At 69.0% G+C, this 17,606-nt stretch carries 13 protein-coding genes; 6 read left to right on the plus strand and 7 right to left on the minus strand.

Annotation, left to right across the window (positions count from 1 at the left end; genetic code table 11):
* Nucleotides 1–137: 137 nt before the first annotated feature.
* The 3 genes from ACVCL3_RS13295 to cutA form a co-directional block, all read right to left on the minus strand.
* Nucleotides 138–701: a TlpA family protein disulfide reductase gene (locus ACVCL3_RS13295; RefSeq protein WP_447099636.1), complete on the minus strand. Its 564-nt coding sequence runs from the start codon at nucleotides 699–701 to the stop codon at nucleotides 138–140.
* Nucleotides 701–2,890, minus strand: a complete 2,190-nt coding sequence (locus ACVCL3_RS13300; RefSeq protein ID WP_447099637.1) for a protein-disulfide reductase DsbD family protein — start codon at nucleotides 2,888–2,890, stop codon at nucleotides 701–703. The genes ACVCL3_RS13295 and ACVCL3_RS13300 overlap by 1 nt, the downstream gene beginning before the upstream one ends.
* 100 nt (nucleotides 2,891–2,990) lie before the next feature.
* Entirely contained in the window at nucleotides 2,991–3,314 is a 324-nt protein-coding gene (gene cutA / locus ACVCL3_RS13305) for a divalent-cation tolerance protein CutA (protein ID WP_447097990.1), read from the minus strand.
* A 233-nt stretch (nucleotides 3,315–3,547) separates the two neighbouring features.
* Here cutA and ACVCL3_RS13310 point away from each other — a divergent pair, with 233 nt between their 5' ends.
* The 3 genes from ACVCL3_RS13310 to ACVCL3_RS13320 all read left to right on the plus strand — a co-directional run bounded on the left by ACVCL3_RS13310 (nucleotide 3,548) and on the right by ACVCL3_RS13320 (nucleotide 6,213).
* Entirely contained in the window at nucleotides 3,548–3,841 is a 294-nt protein-coding gene (locus tag ACVCL3_RS13310) for a co-chaperone GroES (RefSeq protein WP_395120292.1), read from the plus strand.
* A 132-nt stretch (nucleotides 3,842–3,973) separates the two neighbouring features.
* The gene (gene groL, locus ACVCL3_RS13315; protein WP_395120291.1) at nucleotides 3,974–5,623 is read left to right on the plus strand and encodes a chaperonin GroEL; all 1,650 of its coding nucleotides are present in this window, start codon (nucleotides 3,974–3,976) and stop codon (nucleotides 5,621–5,623) included.
* A gap of 362 nt (nucleotides 5,624–5,985) precedes the next feature.
* Complete coding sequence (locus ACVCL3_RS13320; protein ID WP_447099638.1) at nucleotides 5,986–6,213, plus strand: hypothetical protein; 228 nt, start codon at nucleotides 5,986–5,988, stop codon at nucleotides 6,211–6,213.
* 63 nt (nucleotides 6,214–6,276) lie between these two features.
* On the opposite strand, the gene ACVCL3_RS13325 is transcribed toward ACVCL3_RS13320, so the two are convergent.
* From ACVCL3_RS13325 to ACVCL3_RS13335, 3 genes are all read right to left on the minus strand, one after another.
* On the minus strand, nucleotides 6,277–6,645 hold the full coding sequence (locus tag ACVCL3_RS13325) for a hypothetical protein (RefSeq protein WP_447099639.1): 369 nt from the start codon (nucleotides 6,643–6,645) through the stop codon (nucleotides 6,277–6,279).
* Entirely contained in the window at nucleotides 6,642–7,472 is an 831-nt protein-coding gene (locus ACVCL3_RS13330; RefSeq protein ID WP_447099640.1) for an HNH endonuclease, read from the minus strand. The genes ACVCL3_RS13325 and ACVCL3_RS13330 overlap by 4 nt, the downstream gene beginning before the upstream one ends.
* A gap of 66 nt (nucleotides 7,473–7,538) precedes the next feature.
* Nucleotides 7,539–9,443, minus strand: coding sequence for an LTA synthase family protein (locus tag ACVCL3_RS13335; protein WP_447099641.1), 1,905 nt, complete (start codon nucleotides 9,441–9,443; stop codon nucleotides 7,539–7,541).
* A 178-nt stretch (nucleotides 9,444–9,621) separates the two neighbouring features.
* On the opposite strand from ACVCL3_RS13335, the gene glnE reads away from it, so the two are divergent.
* Together glnE and ACVCL3_RS13345 are read left to right on the plus strand one after the other, a co-directional pair.
* On the plus strand, nucleotides 9,622–12,492 hold the full coding sequence (gene glnE / locus ACVCL3_RS13340) for a bifunctional [glutamate--ammonia ligase]-adenylyl-L-tyrosine phosphorylase/[glutamate--ammonia-ligase] adenylyltransferase (protein WP_447099642.1): 2,871 nt from the start codon (nucleotides 9,622–9,624) through the stop codon (nucleotides 12,490–12,492).
* Nucleotides 12,493–12,687: 195 nt separating this feature from the next.
* Nucleotides 12,688–15,669, plus strand: coding sequence for a diguanylate cyclase (locus tag ACVCL3_RS13345; protein WP_447099643.1), 2,982 nt, complete (start codon nucleotides 12,688–12,690; stop codon nucleotides 15,667–15,669).
* A gap of 72 nt (nucleotides 15,670–15,741) precedes the next feature.
* On the opposite strand, the gene ACVCL3_RS13350 is transcribed toward ACVCL3_RS13345, so the two are convergent.
* A complete protein-coding gene (locus ACVCL3_RS13350) occupies nucleotides 15,742–16,758 on the minus strand; it encodes a mitochondrial fission ELM1 family protein (RefSeq protein ID WP_447099644.1) in 1,017 nt (338 codons plus the stop codon).
* A gap of 181 nt (nucleotides 16,759–16,939) precedes the next feature.
* On the opposite strand from ACVCL3_RS13350, the gene ACVCL3_RS13355 reads away from it, so the two are divergent.
* Nucleotides 16,940–17,533 (plus strand): YceI family protein, encoded by a 594-nt coding sequence (locus ACVCL3_RS13355; protein WP_447099645.1) that lies wholly within the window; start codon nucleotides 16,940–16,942, stop codon nucleotides 17,531–17,533.
* Nucleotides 17,534–17,606: the final 73 nt, after the last annotated feature.

Genomic DNA, 17,606 nt, shown 5'->3' on the forward strand with positions numbered 1-17,606 from the left:
CCAGCTTGCGTCCGGAGGCCCCGGAACCCGGCGCAGTGTGCGCGCGTCGGGCGATGTTGTCCAGTTCGCGGCAGATCGGCGATGTTCAACGGAGAACCCGCAGGGATTGCCCTGCGCTGGCGTATGTTTGGCCGAACTCAGGGAGCACCTTGCTGCGGCGCCAACCACTGGGTCAGCAGCTGCGGCGAAAGAATGCCGGCGTGAGTCGCGATAATGTGTCCATCGGCACCGATCAGCACGCTGAATGGCAAGATTTCAGCCTCATCGCCCAATTGCAGGGATGTGCTCGGTGTCTCCAGATTGCCCAGCAAGATCGGGTAACTCACCGGCTGCCTGGCCAGAAAAGCACGAACGTGGTCGGGCTGATCCATGGCGATTCCCAGCACGATCACCCCATTATCGGCGAACTTGCGTTGGGCTTCGTCGAGCGCGGGCATTTCCTGCAGACACGGGTCGCACCAGCTGGCCCAGAAATTGATGAGCAGGCGGCGCCCGCGGTACGCCGTCAGCGCGTGCATGCGCCCGTCCAGATCCGCCAGCGTCAGCGCCGGCAGCGGCTTGCCGACCATCGCCGACACGGCCGGCGCGGCGACCGGAACGGAGGCTGTCGCGCGATGGTGTCGGTATTGGGCCAGCCCGCCGCCGAGCAGGGCGGCCAGCGCGGCCAGCAGCAGGATCAGGCCGGAGGTGCGGTCGAGCATCAGCGCGCCGCGTCGGTCAACGCCCGTTCGACCATCGAGGCGGTCAGCACGGTCGACAGCTGCCGGCCGGGACCGCCATCCTTCGGGAACACCACGTACAGCGGCACGCCCGGCGAGTGGTACTCGGCCAGGAAGGCGCTGATCGCCGGGTTCACGTCGGTCCAGTCGCCCTTCATGTAGACCGCGCCGGTGCGCTGCAGCAGGTCGCGGAAGCGTGCGGTGTCGAGCACCGTGTGCTCGTTGGCCTTGCAGGTCACGCACCAGTCGGCGGTCATGTCCACGAACACCGGCGTGCCCGCTTCGCGCAGCGCGGCCAGCTTCTCCGCGGAATAGGGCACCACGCCGTCGGCCATGCGGGCTGCGGTTGGCGGCGGCACCTGGCTGAGCAGGCTCATCGGCACCAGCGTGGCGACCGCCAGCACGGCCACCGCCAGCTTGCTGACCACGCCGCGCGAACGGCTGCGCTCGAACCACCACAAGGTCATCGCCAGCAGCACCATCGCCACCAGCACCAGGCCCACCGCGTCGGCGCCGCGCTGGTTGGCCAGCACCCAGACCAGCCAGGCGGCGGTGAGGTACATCGGGAAGGCCAGCACCTGCTTCAGCGTTTCCATCCAGCGCCCGGGCTTCGGCAACCATCGCGCCACCGCGGGCACGAAGCCGATGGCCAGGAACGGCAACGCCAGGCCGATGCCCAGCATCAGGAACACCAGCAGCGCCGACAGCATCGGCGCGGTGAACGCATAGGCCAGCGCGCCGCCCATGAAGGGCGCGGTGCAGGGGCTGGCCACCACCACCGCCAGCACGCCGGTGAAGAAGTCGCCGGCCGGACCGGCGCGCCGCGCCAGCCCGGCGCCGGTATTGCCCAGCGAGGCGCCGAACTGCACCACGCCGGACATCGACAGGCCCACCGCCAGCATCACGCAGGCCAGCACGCCGACCACCACCGGCTGCTGCAGCTGCGTACCCCAGCCCAGTGCGTGACCGGCGCTGCGCAGGGCGAGGATGCCCAACCCCAGCGCGGCGAAACTGCACAGCACGCCGGCGGTATAGAACAAGGCATGGCTGCGCCGCGTGGCGGGGTTTTCGCCGCTCTCCAGCACGCCGACCGCCTTGATCGACAATACCGGCAACACGCACGGCATCAGGTTGAGGATCAGCCCGCCGCCCAGCGCCAACGCCAGTGCGGCGAACAGGCTGGTGCGCAGCGGGCCGCCGTTGGTGGCCGGCGGCAGCTCCCTGGCGGCGCTGGTCGGCATGCCGGTGGCGACCGTGCCGCTGCCCGGGTCGAGTTGCACCGTGCGCGTCATCAACGGGTAGCACAGGCCGCCGTCCTGACAACCCTGGAAGGTCGCCTCCAGCGTCAGCGGTCCGGACCTGGCGGGTACGCCTTCGAGCGCCACCGGCACTTCGACCTGGTCGAAGTACACCGTGACCTCGCCGAACTGCGGGTCCTGATGCCGCACGCCGGCCGGCCACGCGGGCGTCCCCAACCGCGCGCCGTCGGCCTTCCTCAGCTTGAGCGTGGTGTGGTCGCGATACAGGTAATAGCCCGCCGGCATGGTCCAGCGCAGCAGCAGTTGCTGCGGGCTCTGCGCCAGTGCCTCGAAGCGGAACGCCTGCTCGGGCGGCAGCGGCGCCCGCGTCACGCCGGTGGCGGCGCTCTGTCCGCCGCGGCCGAGCTGGTCCAGGGCCGCGCCCAGCGAGCCCGCGGGTGCGGTCGGTGCGGTGGCGGTCGGCAGCGCCAGGTCCAGTTGTTCGGTATGCGGCGGGTAGCAGATCTTCGGGTCGACCTCGTGGCAGCCCTGGTACTGCACGCTGAGCTTCAGCCGCGTGGTACCTGTGGCGACGGTGTAGGGAATGCTGGCGTCGATGTCGTGGTGGTAGGTCTCCACGTCGCCCAGGTATTCATCGTGGTATTTCCTGCCCTCGGGCAGTTGCGCCTGGCCCAGGGTGACGCCGTCGCCGGCCTTGAACTTCATGCGGCCGCGATAGAGGTAGTAGTCCGGCGCGACCTTCCAGTGCAGCTTGAGCACGCCGGGAGTGCCGGCGTCGGTGCTGAGCTGGTAGGCCTCGGTCACCGGCAGCAGAGCGTCGGTGTCCTGCGCCAGCGCGGGCAGGGCGGCCAGCAGCAGGCCCACGCCCAGCAGGAGGCGGGCAAACATCGGGCCGGCGGACAACGATCGCATCATGACTCCGGAAAACATGGGGCCCGCGCGCGGGCAGCGGTTCATTATGGCGCAGCCGGTTCGCTGCGCCGCGGCGTGCTTCATTTGGTCGCGCCGGACTTCAGTCCCGGCTGTGCTCGCGCACCCAGTCGAGGTAGGCGGCATGGCCATCGGCCACCGGCACCGCGATCAACTCCGGCACCTCGTAAGGATGCAGTTCCAGCACGCGACGTTCCAGCGCCGGCAGGCGGGCGGCGGTGGTCTTGATCAGCAGCAGTTCCTCGGTGTCGGTGTGCACCGCTTCCTGCCAGCGGTAGGTGGAACGCACCGCAGCGATCCCGCTGACGCAGGCGGCCAGCCGCTCGTCGACCAGCGCCCGGGCGATGCGCCCGGCGCTGTCGCGGTCCGGGCAGGTGCAATAGCAGAGCAGGACGGTGTCAGGCATGCCGGCCAGCCTAACCGGCGCAGCCGCCGCGCGCACCCCTGCCTCGGGCTCGACGCCCGCCCCTTGAAACCTGCACCCATCCACCCAATTAGCTGTACGTTCCCGGTCCGAACGTCTTGCAGCGGCAGTTTGTGTCGCTAGAATTGGCACTCATCTACCACGAGTGCTAACAAGATCGCCGGATCGGGGTCTTGAAAGCCTTGTTCCACCTCAAACGACATCGGAGTCCTTCCATGAGCAAACTGCGTCCGTTGCATGACCGCGTCATCGTCAAGCGTCTCGAAGAAGAGCGCGTTTCCGCCGGCGGCATCGTCATCCCCGACAGCGCCACCGAGAAGCCCACCCGCGGCAAGGTCGTCGCCGCCGGCACCGGCCTGATCATGGCCGACGGCAAGGTTCGCCCGATGTCGCTGAAGGAAGGCGACACGGTGCTGTTCGGCAAGTATGCCGGCCAGGAAATCAAGATCGACGGCGAAGAGCTCGTGTTCCTGAAGGAAGACGACATCGTGGCGGTGATCGAGGGGTGATGGGCTCGGGGCCGATGGCCGGTTGAGCGCGACGAAAGTCAAAAGCGCGCACGCCAGTCGCCTGCGGCTCCTTCTTGCAGCTCTTTCGTGACGTTTCCCATTCTTATTCAATTTTTTTGAGGCAAAAAAATCATGGCAGCCAAAGAAGTCCGTTTCGGCGAAGACGCCCGCGCCCGCCTGCTCAAGGGCGTGAACACCCTGGCCAATGCGGTCAAGGTCACCCTCGGCCCGAAGGGTCGCAACGTGGTGCTCGAGAAGAGCTTCGGCGCGCCCACGATCACCAAGGACGGCGTGTCCGTCGCCAAGGAGATCGAGCTGGCCGACAAGTACGAGAACCTCGGCGCGCAGATCGTCAAGGAAGCCGCTTCCAAGACCTCCGACGTGGCCGGTGACGGCACCACCACCGCCACCGTGCTGGCGCAGGCGTTCATCCAGGAAGGCCTCAAGGCCGTGGCCGCCGGCATCAACCCGATGGACCTCAAGCGCGGCATCGACAAGGCGGTGACCGCCGCCGTCGGCGAGCTGAAGAAGTTCTCCAACCCCACCGCCAACGACAAGGAAATCGCCCAGGTCGGCACGATTTCGGCCAACTCCGACACCGACATCGGCGACATCATCGCCAACGCGATGAAGAAGGTCGGCAAGGAAGGCGTGATCACGGTCGAGGAAGGTTCCGGCCTGGACAACGAGCTGGACGTGGTCGAGGGCATGCAGTTCGACCGCGGCTACCTGAGCCCGTACTTCATCAACAACCAGACCTCGCAGCAGGTCGAGATGGATGACCCGTACATCCTCATCCACGACAAGAAGATCTCCAACGTGCGCGAGCTGCTGCCCGTGCTGGAAGCCGTCGCCAAGGCCGGCAAGCCGCTGGTGATCGTCGCCGAGGAAGTCGAGGGCGAGGCGCTGGCCACGCTGGTGGTCAACACCATCCGCGGCATCGTCAAGGTCGCCGCCGTCAAGGCGCCGGGCTTCGGTGACCGTCGCAAGGCCATCCTGGAAGACATCGCCGTGCTGACGAACGGCCAGGTCGTGTCCGAGGAAGTGGGCCTGTCGCTGGAGAAGACCACCATCAACGACCTCGGCCGCGCCAAGCGCGTGGTGATCACCAAGGAAAACACCACGATCATCGACGGTGCCGGCGACGCGGAGAAGATCCAGTCGCGCATCGGCCAGATCAAGGCGCAGATCGAGGAGACCTCCTCCGACTACGACCGCGAGAAGCTGCAGGAGCGCGTGGCCAAGCTGGCCGGCGGTGTTGCCGTGATCAAGGTCGGTGCCGGCACCGAGATCGAGATGAAGGAAAAGAAGGCCCGCGTCGAAGACGCCCTGCACGCCACCCGCGCTGCGGTGGAAGAGGGCGTGGTCCCCGGCGGCGGCGTGGCGCTGATCCGCGCGCTGAAAGCGGTCGAGGGCCTGAAGGGCGACAACGCCGACCAGGACCTGGGCATCGCGATCACCCGCCGCGCGCTGGAAGCACCGCTGCGCGCGATCGTCGCCAATGCCGGCGAAGAGCCGTCCGTGATCCTCAACAAGGTCAAGGAAGGCAAGGGCAACTTCGGCTACAACGCGGCCACCGGCGAGTTCGGTGACATGGTGGCGATGGGCATCCTGGACCCGACCAAGGTCACCCGCTCGGCCCTGCAGCACGCCGCGTCGGTCGCCGGCCTGGCGATCACCACCGAGGCGATCGTCGCCGAGCTGCCGAAGAAGGAAGAGCACAGCCACGGCGCCGGCGGCATGGGCGGTGGCATGGGCGGCATGGGCGGTATGGATTTCTGAGTTGTCCCCCGCCGCGACGCGGCGACGGATCAACTCGGTGCGTTCGAGCGGCAGGGCTGCCGCTCAACGCACCGGAAATCCGGCGACAATACGAAAAACCCCGCTTCGGCGGGGTTTTTCTTTGCGCATGCAAGTCACCCGCCCAAGCCGTCCTCGCTGAGCACAGTCGATTCAATCCGCTTGCCCTGCGCACAGCCGCCCCGACCCGATCACCCTGAGCGTAGCCGCGCAGCGGCGAAGTCGAAGGGCACGCAACGCGAAAGCCTCCGTTTGCCGGTGGACCGATTCCTCGCAAATGGTTTGCTTTTGCATGCAACAGAAATGTTGCTGTGCTGGCCGGTGGACGGAACAAGGATGGGTCGATGAAATACAGCGAGTTCCAGCGATGGCTCAGGCGTCAAGGCGTGAGTTTCGAGTCGGGCAAGGGTAGTCACCAGCATGCGCAAGGCCGACTCGCGCGGTTGCTCGGCGTGCACATGCCGCAAGTTGACCGCCTGCTCGACCTGCGCCACCGCTCCAAGCTGGAACAAGTCGAGGCGGCCCTCAACGCAGTGGGCTACCGGATCGAGCTCGCGGTGCGGGCGGCGTGAGTGGCAAACCCGGGCGCGATTGGCGGGAAACACGTTTTGGCTACGCGAGTGATGCAGGAGCGCTCACTGGCAGTGCGGTGACAACGTGCAATCCCAATACTCCACGGCCCGAAAGCGGGCGATGAGGTCGTCGAGCGTTCCCCATGATTGGGTCGAAGCTACATCTTCCGCCGTTGCCGCACGCAGACGTTCAAATTCGTGAAAGGCGATGTCATCGACGGTGGGGCCGTTGCTGAACTGATACAGCTCGGCGTACAGAACCGGCACGTCGACCTGCTCGGCGACGAAGTGATTCCACGAATCGCAGCACTCGCGGATGGTGGTTTCCGCAGCCTCGGAACACTCGCCCTCGAGCAGGAGCTGACCACCTGCCTTGTAGTTCGCGGCATCCCGATACATGTACACAAACACGCTGCGTGCCTTGGTGCTCATTGCGGATCGCCCATCGTTGCGAAGGTGGCTTCGCGGTGTCGTGCAAGAAAGTCATGGCTGGGCGCGAAGCGCTCGGGCAGTTCGATGGGCTGACCTTCGGTGGGCCAGAACACCTCGTGGATGAAGGCATCCTTGCTTGCCTTGAGCTGGTCGGACAGCACGATGCGATGCTCGTCGCTGAGCGTGAACAGATGCTGGTCGAAAGCCTTGTCGTGGATCGCCGAAAGACATAGTCCGTTGCTTGGGTTCAGGCGATTGGCCTTGTCCTCGCGCCACGGCACGATGTGGCTGGCGACCAGCAGGCGCGCGTCGCTGACGCCGGAGATACAGCAGCGTCCGCGATAGCTGGCCAGCACGGCGCGGCGGAAGAAGTCTTGCTTGATGCGCTGTAGCACGATGGCTTGGCGCATTTCGCCGGTGTAGTCGGCGAGCGCCGGGTCGTCGCGCACCGCGCGCACTGCCGTGGCCTTCAGGCCGTGCTCGTGCTGCAGTTGCTCGCGCAGTTGTTCGCACTCGACGGCAAGGCCTTCCCAATCGGCGTGGAACGCCTCCCAGATCTCCCGGTCCCGGGATGAAGCGCCGCTCAACCCCTTGCGACCCGTGCCTGTAATCGAAGGATCGAGGCTGGCGAAGTTGACCAGCTTCATCGCCAACGCGCTCGGCGTACGCCCGATCAGCTGGGCCAGTTCCACGATCGCGGGGTTCCGGCTGTGCAGCTTGCCGAACGGCGTCTGGCAGTAGAAGGCGAAGGCGAGCTTGAGCTGGGCGTGGCTCCAGTTGCCGCTGCCGGGAAATGATGCGGGCGGATGCGGGTCGGTGGCGGGCATGGCGGCTTCCATGGCGGCGAACGTGCATCCTGGCACTTTGCGCCGACGCCGTCACCGCATGCCGGATCAATGCGCCGTTGCGGGCTGTTCCTCGACCGCCGGAGGCGTCGCGGTGGCGTGGACCATTTGCGTCATCGCGGCGGTGGCGTCCAGCGCCTTGGCCAGCATCGAATCCAGCTTGCCGCCCATGCGCAGCTGGTCGACGCCGGCCATGGCCTTGTCAAGTTGCCGCTGCTCGTCGCTCTGCGGGCGCGGCGGGGCGCCGGGGGCGGCGGTGAGGGCGGCGATCTGCGGGCCGACCAGTTCGGTCAGTGCGAAGTAGGGGTCGTCGTGGATGCCGAGGTGGGCCAGCAGTTTGCCCGGCAGCAGCCAGGAGGCGGTGTCGGCCTGCAGCGGTTTGGACGGCCGTTTCGGGTCGACCAGCAGCCACACGCCGGCCTGGCTCAGCATGTCGCTGCCGTCGACGAAACCGGTGATGTGGTAGCTGTTGCTGAGGGCGGGCAGGTGGTCGCCGTAGAACAGCACCACGCTGGGCCGGTCGCGTTTGGCGAGCAGCTTCACCAGCCGGCCGAGTTCGGCGTCGGCATGTTTGAGGTGGTAGAGGTAGGTCTGCAGCTCCAGCTTGTCGCGGCCGGTGATGCCGTCGGGCACCGGGATCGCGTCGCGTTCGGCGACGTGCGCGGGCTCGATGTCGTAGGGGCCGTGCGCCTCGATGCTGATGGCGAAGATGAACTGCGGCGGGCCGCTGTCCTTGAGCTGGGTCATGATCTCGTCGGTCATCGCGCTGTCGGCCATGTACTTGCCGTCATTCGGCGCGCCGGGCGGAAACGAGGATTGCGACACGAACCGGTCGAAGCCGATTGCCTGGAACGCGGTGGTGCGGTTCCAGAACGCCGGGTCGTTGCCATGCAGCGCAAGCGTGCTGTAGCCGTGCGACGCCAGCGTGCGCACCAGGCTGGGCAGCGACTTGTGGCTCATCTGCAGATAGGGGAACTGCAGGTTGTCGAAGTAGCGCAGCGACAGGCCGGTGAGGAACTCGAACTCGGTGCGGATGGTGCCGCCGCCGAAGGTGGGCACGTGCAGTTTGCCGCTGCTGCCGTGCCGCGCGAGCCGGCGCAGGTTGGGCGCGAAGTTGCTGTGCTCGTAGCCGTGCATGATCGACGGGTCGAAGAACGATTCGCTCTGCACCACCACGATGTCGGGCAGCTCACCGGTTGCCGCCGGCTGCCGCAACACCTGTTGCAACGCCGGCGCGGATTGCGCAATCAGCTGCTCGGCCGCGGCGCGGTCGGGCTTGTGGTGGCCACCGCCGTATTGCAGGTGGAACAGCATCAGCGAGCTGATCAGGCCCGAATGGTTGGTGGTGACCCGGGCCGACCACGGCTCCAGCCACAGCACGCGCGCGTTGTAGATCCTGCCCCAGGCGGACAGGCCCACCAGCATGCTGACGAACGCCGCGGCCAGCAGGCCGCAGGCGGCGAGGCGCTTGCCGCCGGTATGCCGCGGTACCACCGGCGGCTCGTAACGCCACGCCAGCACCACCAGCGCCAGCGCCGCCAGCAACGCGAGGTACGGCCACGGGCTGTGCGGCAGGTAGCCGGCCAGCAGGTGCATGCCGCCCTTGCGCAATTGGCCGATCATGCGGAAATCGTCCGGCAGCAGCGGCGTGCCGAGGTTGGCCACCTTCAGCACGTTGACGCCGTAGACCAGCCCTTGCAGCGTGAACGCCAGGCCGAACGACAGCCAGGCACGGCGGGTCCACGCCAGCAGCGCGCCGGCCAGCAGCAGGCCGGGCAGCGCATTGGCCAGCGGGAACCGCGGCTGCTTGAGCAACTGCGCCGTGGTCACCCCCACGCCGCCGTCGACCAGCCCAGTCAGCAGCACGAACGCCAGCGCCAGTGCCAGCACCAGCGCGATGCGCGCGCCCAGCGGATACCGGGCGCTGCGGATGTCGGGAGAGGTCAGGGGCATGTGGCGACTGCCGGGGTCGTCATGGGTGGTCTCCAGAATGTAAACAGGACTCGATGAACGGCGGGTGGCGCGCAAAACGACAAGTGTCGGGCCTGCCGCAGGCATGCGCAACGCACGAACGGGTCGGCCGTGCACGGCGATGCGCGGCGTCGCCGCCGCGCTGCGGCACAATGGGCCGATGAACCCGCCCGAATCCGCCGCGCTGCGCGCGCTGATCGATGATCGCTACCGCGAGCTGGAGCGCCGTTGCCGCGCCGCCGGCGTGCACCTGCATGACGATGCCGGCGTCGCTGAACGCATCCGTCGCACCTTGCTGGCCAGCGATTTCGCGTTCGATACCTGGTGTCGCCAGCCGCAGCTGCTCGCCCCGCAGGGGCTGGATCGCCTGCGCTCCGGCGCCGACGCCGGAGCCCGCATCGACGCGCTGCCACTGCCGGAGGACGAAGCCGGCTGCATGGCCGCGCTGCGCCGCTTTCGCCATGCCGAGGCGTTGCGGCTGGTGTTCCGCGACGTCAACGGGCTGGACGAGTTGCCGGAAACCCTGTCCGCCACCAGCGTCCTGTACGAGGCGCTGCTGGGCAAGGCGCTGGCGTGGGCCACCGCGGCAATGGCCGCGCGCTACGGCCACAGCCGCGATGCGCAAGGCGTGTTGCAGCACCTGCTGGTGGTGGGCTTCGGCAAGCTCGGCGGCAGCGAGCTCAACTTCTCCTCCGACATCGACCTGCTGTTTGCCTACCCGCACGGCGGCCAGAGCGACGGCGCGCGGCCGCTGGACAACAGCGAATACTTCGTGCGGCTCGGCCGCCAGCTGGTGCGCCTGCTCGGCGAACCGACCATGGACGGCATCTGCGCGCGCGTCGACATGCGCCTGCGCCCGTTCGGCAAGGCCGGCCGGCTGGCGCTGTCGTTCGCCGCGATGGAGCAGTACTACCAGAGCGAGGGGCGCGACTGGGAGCGCTACGCGTGGATCAAGGCGCGCGCGGTGGCCGGCGACCGCGCCGACGGCAAGCAACTGCAGGAGATGCTGCGCCCGTTCGTCTACCGCAAGTATCTCGACTACACCGCGTTCGCCGGGCTGCGCGAGATGAAGGCGCTGATCGACGCCGAGGTGGCGCGCAAGGATCTGGCCGACAACCTCAAGCTCGGCCCCGGCGGCATCCGCGAGATCGAGTTCATCGTGCAGCTGGTGCAGCTGATCCGCGGCGGACGCGAACCTTCCCTGCGCGTGCACGGCCTGCTCGGCGCGCTGGCCGCCTGCGAGGCGCGTGGCCACATCGGCGCGCAGCGCGCGCGGCGCTTGCGCGAGGCCTACGCGCTGCTGCGTCGGGCCGAAAACCGCGTGCAGATGCTGCGCGACACGCAAACCCACGACATCCCCGACGATGCACTGAGCCGCGAACGCATCGCGCTCAGCCTCGACTACCCCGACTGGGAAACCTTGCGCGCGGCGCTGGCGACCCATCGCGCGATCGTCAGCGAGGAGTTCGCCGCCGTGCTGATGCCTGCGCATGGCCAGGTCGCCGCCGCACCGGTCGCCGACGTGCGGCTGTGGGAGCGCGCCTGCGACGAAACGCTGGATGCGGCCACGCTGGAGGCTTCCGGTTTCGCGCCCGCGGCGGAACTGGCCGACGCCTTGCTGAAGTTGCCGCAAGCCGCCTCGGTGCGCGCGATGTCGCCGCGTTCGCGCGAGCGGCTCGACCGCTTGCTGCCGCAGCTGCTCGGCGCCGCGCGCAACACTCCGGCGCCGGTGCCCGCGCTGCTGCGGCTGTGCCGGCTGATGCAGGCGGTGGCGCGGCGCTCGGCCTATCTCGCGCTGCTGGACGAGCAGCCCGCGGCGCGGCGCCGGCTGGTGCGGCTGTTCGCCGACAGCGCCTTTCTCGCCGAACGGGTGATCGCCCAGCCGCTGCTGCTGGACGACGTGCTCGATCCGCGCATCGACCAGCTGCCGCTGCGCCGCGCCGACATCGCCGCCGAGATCACCCGCGTGCTCGGCACGCTGGATGAGCGCGACGCGGAGACCGAGTTGGAGCGGATCACCGAGTTCCGTTCGTCCACCGCGTTCCGGTTGGGGCTGGCCTTCAACGACGGTCGCGTCGACGCCGAAGCCACCGCACGCCGGCTGGCCGCGCTGGCGGAGTCGGTGGTGGGCGCGGTGCTGGCGCTGGCCGAGCGCGATCTGGTGGCGCGGCATGGCCGCCTGCCGGGCGTGGGGTCGGGCTTCGCCGTGCTCGGTTACGGCAGTCTCGGCGGCGAGGAACTCGGCTTCGCCTCGGACCTGGACCTGGTGTTCGTGTTCGACGGCCAGCGCGCGCAGGCGATGAGCGACGGCGAGCGTCCGCTGGAAGGCTATCGCTGGTACCAGCGGCTGGCCCAGCGGGTGATGAACTGGCTGACCGTGCTGACCCGCGCCGGCCGTCTGTACGAGGTGGACACGCGGCTGCGTCCGGATGGTTCCAAGGGCCTGCTGGTAAGCAGCCTCGATGCGTTCGTGGCCTACCAGCGAAGCCGTGCGTGGACATGGGAGCACCAGGCGCTGTTGCGCGCGCGGCCGGTGGCTGGCGACGCGGCGCTCAACGCCGAGCTGGCGACAGTACGCCGCGACGTCCTCGCCGTGCCGCGCGACCCGGCCGCCGTGCGCGCGGAAGTGGCCAGCATGCGTCAGCGCTGGCGCGCCGAGCGTGACCGTTCCGACGAGCAGCAGTTCGACCTGAAGCAGGGCCTCGGCGGCCTGCTCGACATCGAGTTCGCGCTGCAGGGACTGGTGCTGGCGCACGCGGCGCGGCAGCCGGCGCTGCTCGGCGTCACCGCCAACGCCGGGTTGATCGAGGCCTGCCGCGTCGCCGGCGTGCTCGACGACGATCAGGCGGCGACCCTGGCGGCCGCGCACGCTGGCCTGCTGCAACGCGCGCTGGCCTGCACGCTCGACCTGCGCTCGCGCATCGCGCCGCGCGACGCCGCGCTGGAGCAGTTGCGCGCCGGCGTGCGTGGGGTCACCGACGCGCTGGGCTTCGCCTTCGCCACCGACGCGGAGCCGCCGCCGCAGGGTTGAGAGGAATCGCGCGCATGCTTCTTGCGCGCGATCCGGGGAGTGTTCGCGGAGAGCCCTTCGCTTCACGGACGTGAAGAGTGCCGTCAACGCATGGCGCTTGTCTGGACCCATCCCGGCAGGCAAGATCGACCATGGCCACGGGCTGGCGGCAGGGGCGGGATGAGGGGACGCGTGACAGGGGGAGTGGGACCGCGAGTGCTGCTTGCACTCCTGCTGATGTCGACCGGCTGGCTGGTTGTCATGTCGCCCGCGCGGGCGATGGACCCGCAGCAGCCGTTCCATTCCTTTGTGCTCGACCACTGGGGCGTGGAACAGGGCCTGCCGCAAATCACCGTGCTGGGAATGGCCGAGGATCGCGCCGGATTCCTGTGGGTCAACACGCAAACGGCCGTGGCGCGTTTCGACGGCGCCCGCTTCGTGCGCTACGACCGTGCCAGCACCGGCGTGGATACCAGCATGCTCAACGCTGCATGGGCCGACCCGCACGGCGGCGTATGGTTCGGCGGCGCGCGCGGCCTGATCGAGCAGCGCGACGGGCAGTTCAAGGCGCTGGGCGGGGCTGCGGTCAACGCGATCATCGACGCCGGTGACGGCACGCCGCTGCTGGCCACCGCCGACGGCGTGCAGCGGCTGCACGAAGGCCGGATGGTGTCGACCGGCGGCAGCGGCGGGCCGGCCTTCAGCCTGCTGCGTGGCGACGGCCATCTCTGGATCGGCGGCATCGGCCGCGTCTGCCGCCGCGCCGACAGCGCCGCACCGGCCACGGAAAGCTGCATCGCGGCCGGGCCGGCGGCATGGCGGCACGTGGTGGTCAATCATCTGGCGCTGCAGGGCGGCCAGTTGTGGCTGGGCACGTCGGCCGGCTTGATGCGGATCGTGGATGGGCAGTGGGTCGCGGCGGGACTGGGCGACGGGATCGATGCGGCGCCGATCGAGAGCCTGCTCACCGACCGCGTCGGTTCGCTCTGGATCGCCACCGCCAAAGCGCTGTATCGCCGTCTGCCGAGCGGCGAACTGGAGCGCGAAGAGATCGATGTCCAGCGCCGGCCGTGGGTGCACCGCATGCTGGAGGACCGCGACGGCAACCTGTGGCTGGGCACCTACACGCGGGGCCTGTACCGCATCTGGAATGGCTGGACCCGGCGTCTGTCGCTGGACGACGGCGTGCGCGACCCGCTGGTGTGGAGCGTGCTGCGCGCGCCCGACGGCTCGATCGTGTTCGGCACCAATTCCGACGTGGAGGTCTTCGACGGCAAGCAGGTGCGCACGCTGATTCCCGGCAGCGCGCTGCCCAACCCGTCTGCCTACGAGCTGTACTACGACCGTCGCCAGCGCTTGTGGGTGGGCACGCGCGGCGGCATCGCGGTGTTCGACCGCGGGGTGGACGTCACCCCGTCCGCGCTGCAAGGCCTGCGCAACCTGCAGATCAACGACATCCACGAGCTCGGCGACGACGATTTCCTGTTTGGCACTTCCGCCGGGCTTTATCGCTGGCGGCAGGGCGCGTTGAGCCGGCTCGATCCGCAGGCTACCGCCGCCGAGGCCATCATCCGCTCGGTGCTGCCGCTGGCGCCGGGGCGCTGGTACGTCGGCACCCGCGACGGCGTGCGCGAGTGGCGCGACGGTCACTGGACACGGCCGGCGTGGGCCGAGCCCCTGCGCAGCCACTTCGTGACGCGGCTGGCGCTGCTCAAGCCGGACTTGCTCGCGGTGGCCACCAGCGACGCCGGCATTGGCCTGATGGCAGACGGCCGCCTGCGCATGACCGGCCAGAGCGAAGGCTTGCCCAGCGACAACGTGTGGACGTTCGACCTGCTCGACGGGCAGCTCTACGCCAGCTCGACGGAAGGCGCCTGGCGCCTGCCGCTCTCGCAACTGCCGCTGCCCGGCTCGCCGCCGCGCACGGTCTCGCCGCAGCAGCTGGCCGGCGAGCAGCGTTCCACCACGGTGAGCAACCTGCATTGCTGCAATGGCGGCGCCCGCGCGCGCAGCGCCATCGTCGGCGACGTCATCTGGTACGCCACCACCGACGGCATCCTCGGCGTGAACACGCGCGCACTCGGCGAGCGGCCTTCGGCGCCGCGTGCGGCAGTGGTGTCGGTCGAGCATGACGACCGGCAATACACGGGCGGCGCGTTCACCCTCGACCAGGGCAGCCGCGACCTGACCGTGCACTACACCGCGCCCTACCTGCAGGTGGGGACCTTGCACTTCCGCTACCGGCTGGACGGCTACGACAAGGATTGGCAGCACGCGGGCGTGCGCCGCGAGGCGTTCTACACCCACCTGCCGGCGGGCAACTACCGCTTTCGCGTCGCCGCCACGCTGCCGGGTGCCGCCGGCTACGGGCCCGAGGCCGCGATTGCCGTCGAAGTCGCCCCGTACTGGTACGAAAACCTGCTGGTGCGGCTCGCCGCCGCGGCCGCGCTGGTCGTGCTGCTGTTCGTGCTGACGCGCTGGAGCATGCGCCGGCAGCGCCGCCGCAACGCGTGGCTGGAGGAACAGGTCGAACGCCGTACCGGCGAGTTGTCGCGCGCGCTGGAGCGCCTGCGCGTCACCAATCTCGCGCTGGCCGAGGAGAGCCATACCGACACGCTGACCGCGCTGCACAACCGGCGCTACCTGCTGGCGCAACTGCCCGCGCTGCTGGCCGAAGGCAGCAGCGTCGGCGTGATACAGATCGACATCGACCACTTCAAGCACATCAACGACGCCCGCGGCCATGCAGTGGGCGATGCGGTGCTGCGCGAGCTGGGCGGCAGGCTCGCCGAGTTGCGCCGCGACAGCGACATCACCGTGCGCTGGGGCGGCGAGGAGTTCCTGCTGTTGCTGCGCGACGTCGACCAGGCCGACGTGCTGCGCATCGCTCAGCGCCTGCGCCACGACATTGCCGCCAAGGCATTCGCGGATGGTCGCGGCGGCGTGCTGCGGCTGACCTGCTCGATCGGTTTCAGCATGCATCCGCTGGCCGCCCACAGCGACGCGGCAACCTTCGATGCGGCGGTGGAGCTGGCCGACCTGGCGCTGTATCGCGCCAAGTACCTCGGCCGCGACCAGTGCGTCGGCCTGCTGGCCGCCGCGCCGTTGCCGGCGGCAATCCTGCGCGATCCGCTGGCACCGCAACTGGACGCGCTGCTGGCCGCCGGCCAGCTGAAATGGGTGCGTCCGACGAACTGAGCGGGCGCCTTCGATCATTGCGCCGGCGATTCGGGCGAAGCCCTGCCCGCCGCGCTCGAGCACCCCGCGCCGTCATTCCCGCGAAAGCGGGAATCCGCCGGTATTTCCGCCACGCAACCCGCCCCGGGTCGCCTCGATGCGCTCGCGCACCAGCGCGGCCACGCGTGCGGTTTCGCGCAGCGGGCGTTGCGCGGCGGTGCCCGGAGCGTCGAGGTCGTGCAGCAGGCCGGCATCGCGCAGGGTCTGGTGGAAGCGCGCGATCTTCGGCGGCAGCGGTGCGCGGATGAAGGTGAGCACCGGGCAGCCGACGGCGCAGGCTTCGGACAACATGTTCACCGAATCGGGCGTGACCACCAGCCGGTCGGCCCAGCCGAGCACGCCGGGGTAGGGGTTGCGGCCGTCGTCGCGGCCAGCCCAGAGCAGGCCCGGCACCTCGGCCAGCAGCGGCCGCAGCGTTTCGATCAGTGCCGCCGGCGTGCGCCGCGAGCCGAGCACCAGCAGGCTGCCGCCTTCGGCGCGCTGGCGCGCCAGCAGCTGCCGGATCAGCGCGCTGGCGTAGTCGGCGTCCAGTGCAATGCCGCGGCGCGGCCCGCCCAGCAGCACGCCCACGCGGGGCCGCGGCAAGGCCTCGAACTGCGGGCAGGCGTCGCGACCATCGGCCAGCCATTCGTCGTCGACGGTGTTGAGCGAGCCCAGCGTGGTCAGCACGTTGGCGCCGTGCAGCTCATCGTGGCGCGGCACCACCACGGTGTCCCACTGCGTCGGCTCGATGCGCGGGTCGAGGATCTGCACGGTGTGGCAACGGCCCTCGCCGAGCGGCCGCAGCATACGGGTGAACAACGCGGCCGCGCGGCCACAGCCGATTGCGACTGCCGGCCAGGGCGGCGCAAACCACGCCCGCTGGCTGGCCGGCAGGGCGAGGCGTCCGCCCGCGATCAGGCGCGGCGCCAGCCATGACCATGGCGCGCGCGGCTCCAGCAGCAAATGGCGGCGCGGCAGTTGCAGATGCTCGGCCAGCGCCAGCGCCTGGCGCTGGTTGCCGGCGGCCGAATCGGTGATCACCCAGCACTCGCCGTGCAGCGTCAGCATGGCCGGGTTCGCCGCAGGATTGTTTCCCGAATCAACACGATGCGTTTCTCCGCCGGGCGTCGACCGCCGGCGCCCGGTCTGTACACTGGAATTTCTGGCCAGCGTGCCGGTGCGGCTCTCGCGAAGGATACCGTGCGACAGCCCGAAACAGCCTTTCGTCCTTGCCCCATGGAGTCTTCGCATGTCCCCACTGAAATATCTCTTTCTCGCCGGTCTGCTGAGTGCGGCGGTTTCCGCGCAGGCGGCGCCGGTGACCTACCAGCTCGACCCCAACCACACGATGGTGCTGTTCAGCTGGAACCACTTCGGCTACTCCAACCCCACCGCCGACCTCGGTCTGGGCGAGGGCACGATCGTGTTCGACGAGCAGCATCCGGCGCAGTCCAGCGTCGAAGTGACCCTGCCGCTGGCGCGGCTGGATACCCACGTGGCGGCGCTGGACGAGCATCTTAAGAAGGCCGATTTCTTCGATGCGGCCAAGTATCCGGTGGTGACCTTCAAGAGCAGCAAGGTCGAGCCGCTGGGCGACAACAAGTTCAGGGTCACCGGTGCCCTCACCGTGCATGGCGTGACCCGGCCGGTGGTGCTCGACGCCACGCTGAACCGGGTGGGCCCGCATCCGATGGGCAAGGCGCAGTCGATCGGTTTCGACGCCACCGCCACGCTGAAGCGCTCGGAGTTCGGCGTGGGCGCCTACGTGCCCAACGTCAGCGACGAGGTGCACGTGCGCATCACCACCGAAGGTTCGGTGCCGAAGGAAGTCGCGGCGAAGTGATCGTCGCGCCGGTCTGGCGCACTCGCACAAAAAAACCGCGCCGTCATCGGCGCGGTTTTTTTGTGCCGGCGAC

Source organism: Rhodanobacter sp. UC4437_H4 (genome assembly GCF_052978425.1).

Excerpts from the sequence above, each read along its gene's own strand:
- ACVCL3_RS13335 (WP_447099641.1), bottom strand. The coding sequence starts at position 9,443 with ATGCCCCTGACCTCTCCCGACATCCGCAGCGCCCGGTATCCGCTGGGC.
- ACVCL3_RS13355 (WP_447099645.1), top strand. The coding sequence starts at position 16,940 with ATGTCCCCACTGAAATATCTCTTTCTCGCCGGTCTGCTGAGTGCGGCG.
- ACVCL3_RS13350 (WP_447099644.1), bottom strand. The coding sequence starts at position 16,758 with ATGCTGACGCTGCACGGCGAGTGCTGGGTGATCACCGATTCGGCCGCC.
- groL (WP_395120291.1), top strand. The coding sequence starts at position 3,974 with ATGGCAGCCAAAGAAGTCCGTTTCGGCGAAGACGCCCGCGCCCGCCTG.
- ACVCL3_RS13310 (WP_395120292.1), top strand. The coding sequence starts at position 3,548 with ATGAGCAAACTGCGTCCGTTGCATGACCGCGTCATCGTCAAGCGTCTC.
- ACVCL3_RS13330 (WP_447099640.1), bottom strand. The coding sequence starts at position 7,472 with ATGCCCGCCACCGACCCGCATCCGCCCGCATCATTTCCCGGCAGCGGC.
- ACVCL3_RS13320 (WP_447099638.1), top strand. The coding sequence starts at position 5,986 with ATGAAATACAGCGAGTTCCAGCGATGGCTCAGGCGTCAAGGCGTGAGT.
- ACVCL3_RS13325 (WP_447099639.1), bottom strand. The coding sequence starts at position 6,645 with ATGAGCACCAAGGCACGCAGCGTGTTTGTGTACATGTATCGGGATGCC.
- glnE (WP_447099642.1), top strand. The coding sequence starts at position 9,622 with ATGAACCCGCCCGAATCCGCCGCGCTGCGCGCGCTGATCGATGATCGC.
- ACVCL3_RS13300 (WP_447099637.1), bottom strand. The coding sequence starts at position 2,890 with ATGCGATCGTTGTCCGCCGGCCCGATGTTTGCCCGCCTCCTGCTGGGC.
- cutA (WP_447097990.1), bottom strand. The coding sequence starts at position 3,314 with ATGCCTGACACCGTCCTGCTCTGCTATTGCACCTGCCCGGACCGCGAC.
- ACVCL3_RS13295 (WP_447099636.1), bottom strand. The coding sequence starts at position 701 with ATGCTCGACCGCACCTCCGGCCTGATCCTGCTGCTGGCCGCGCTGGCC.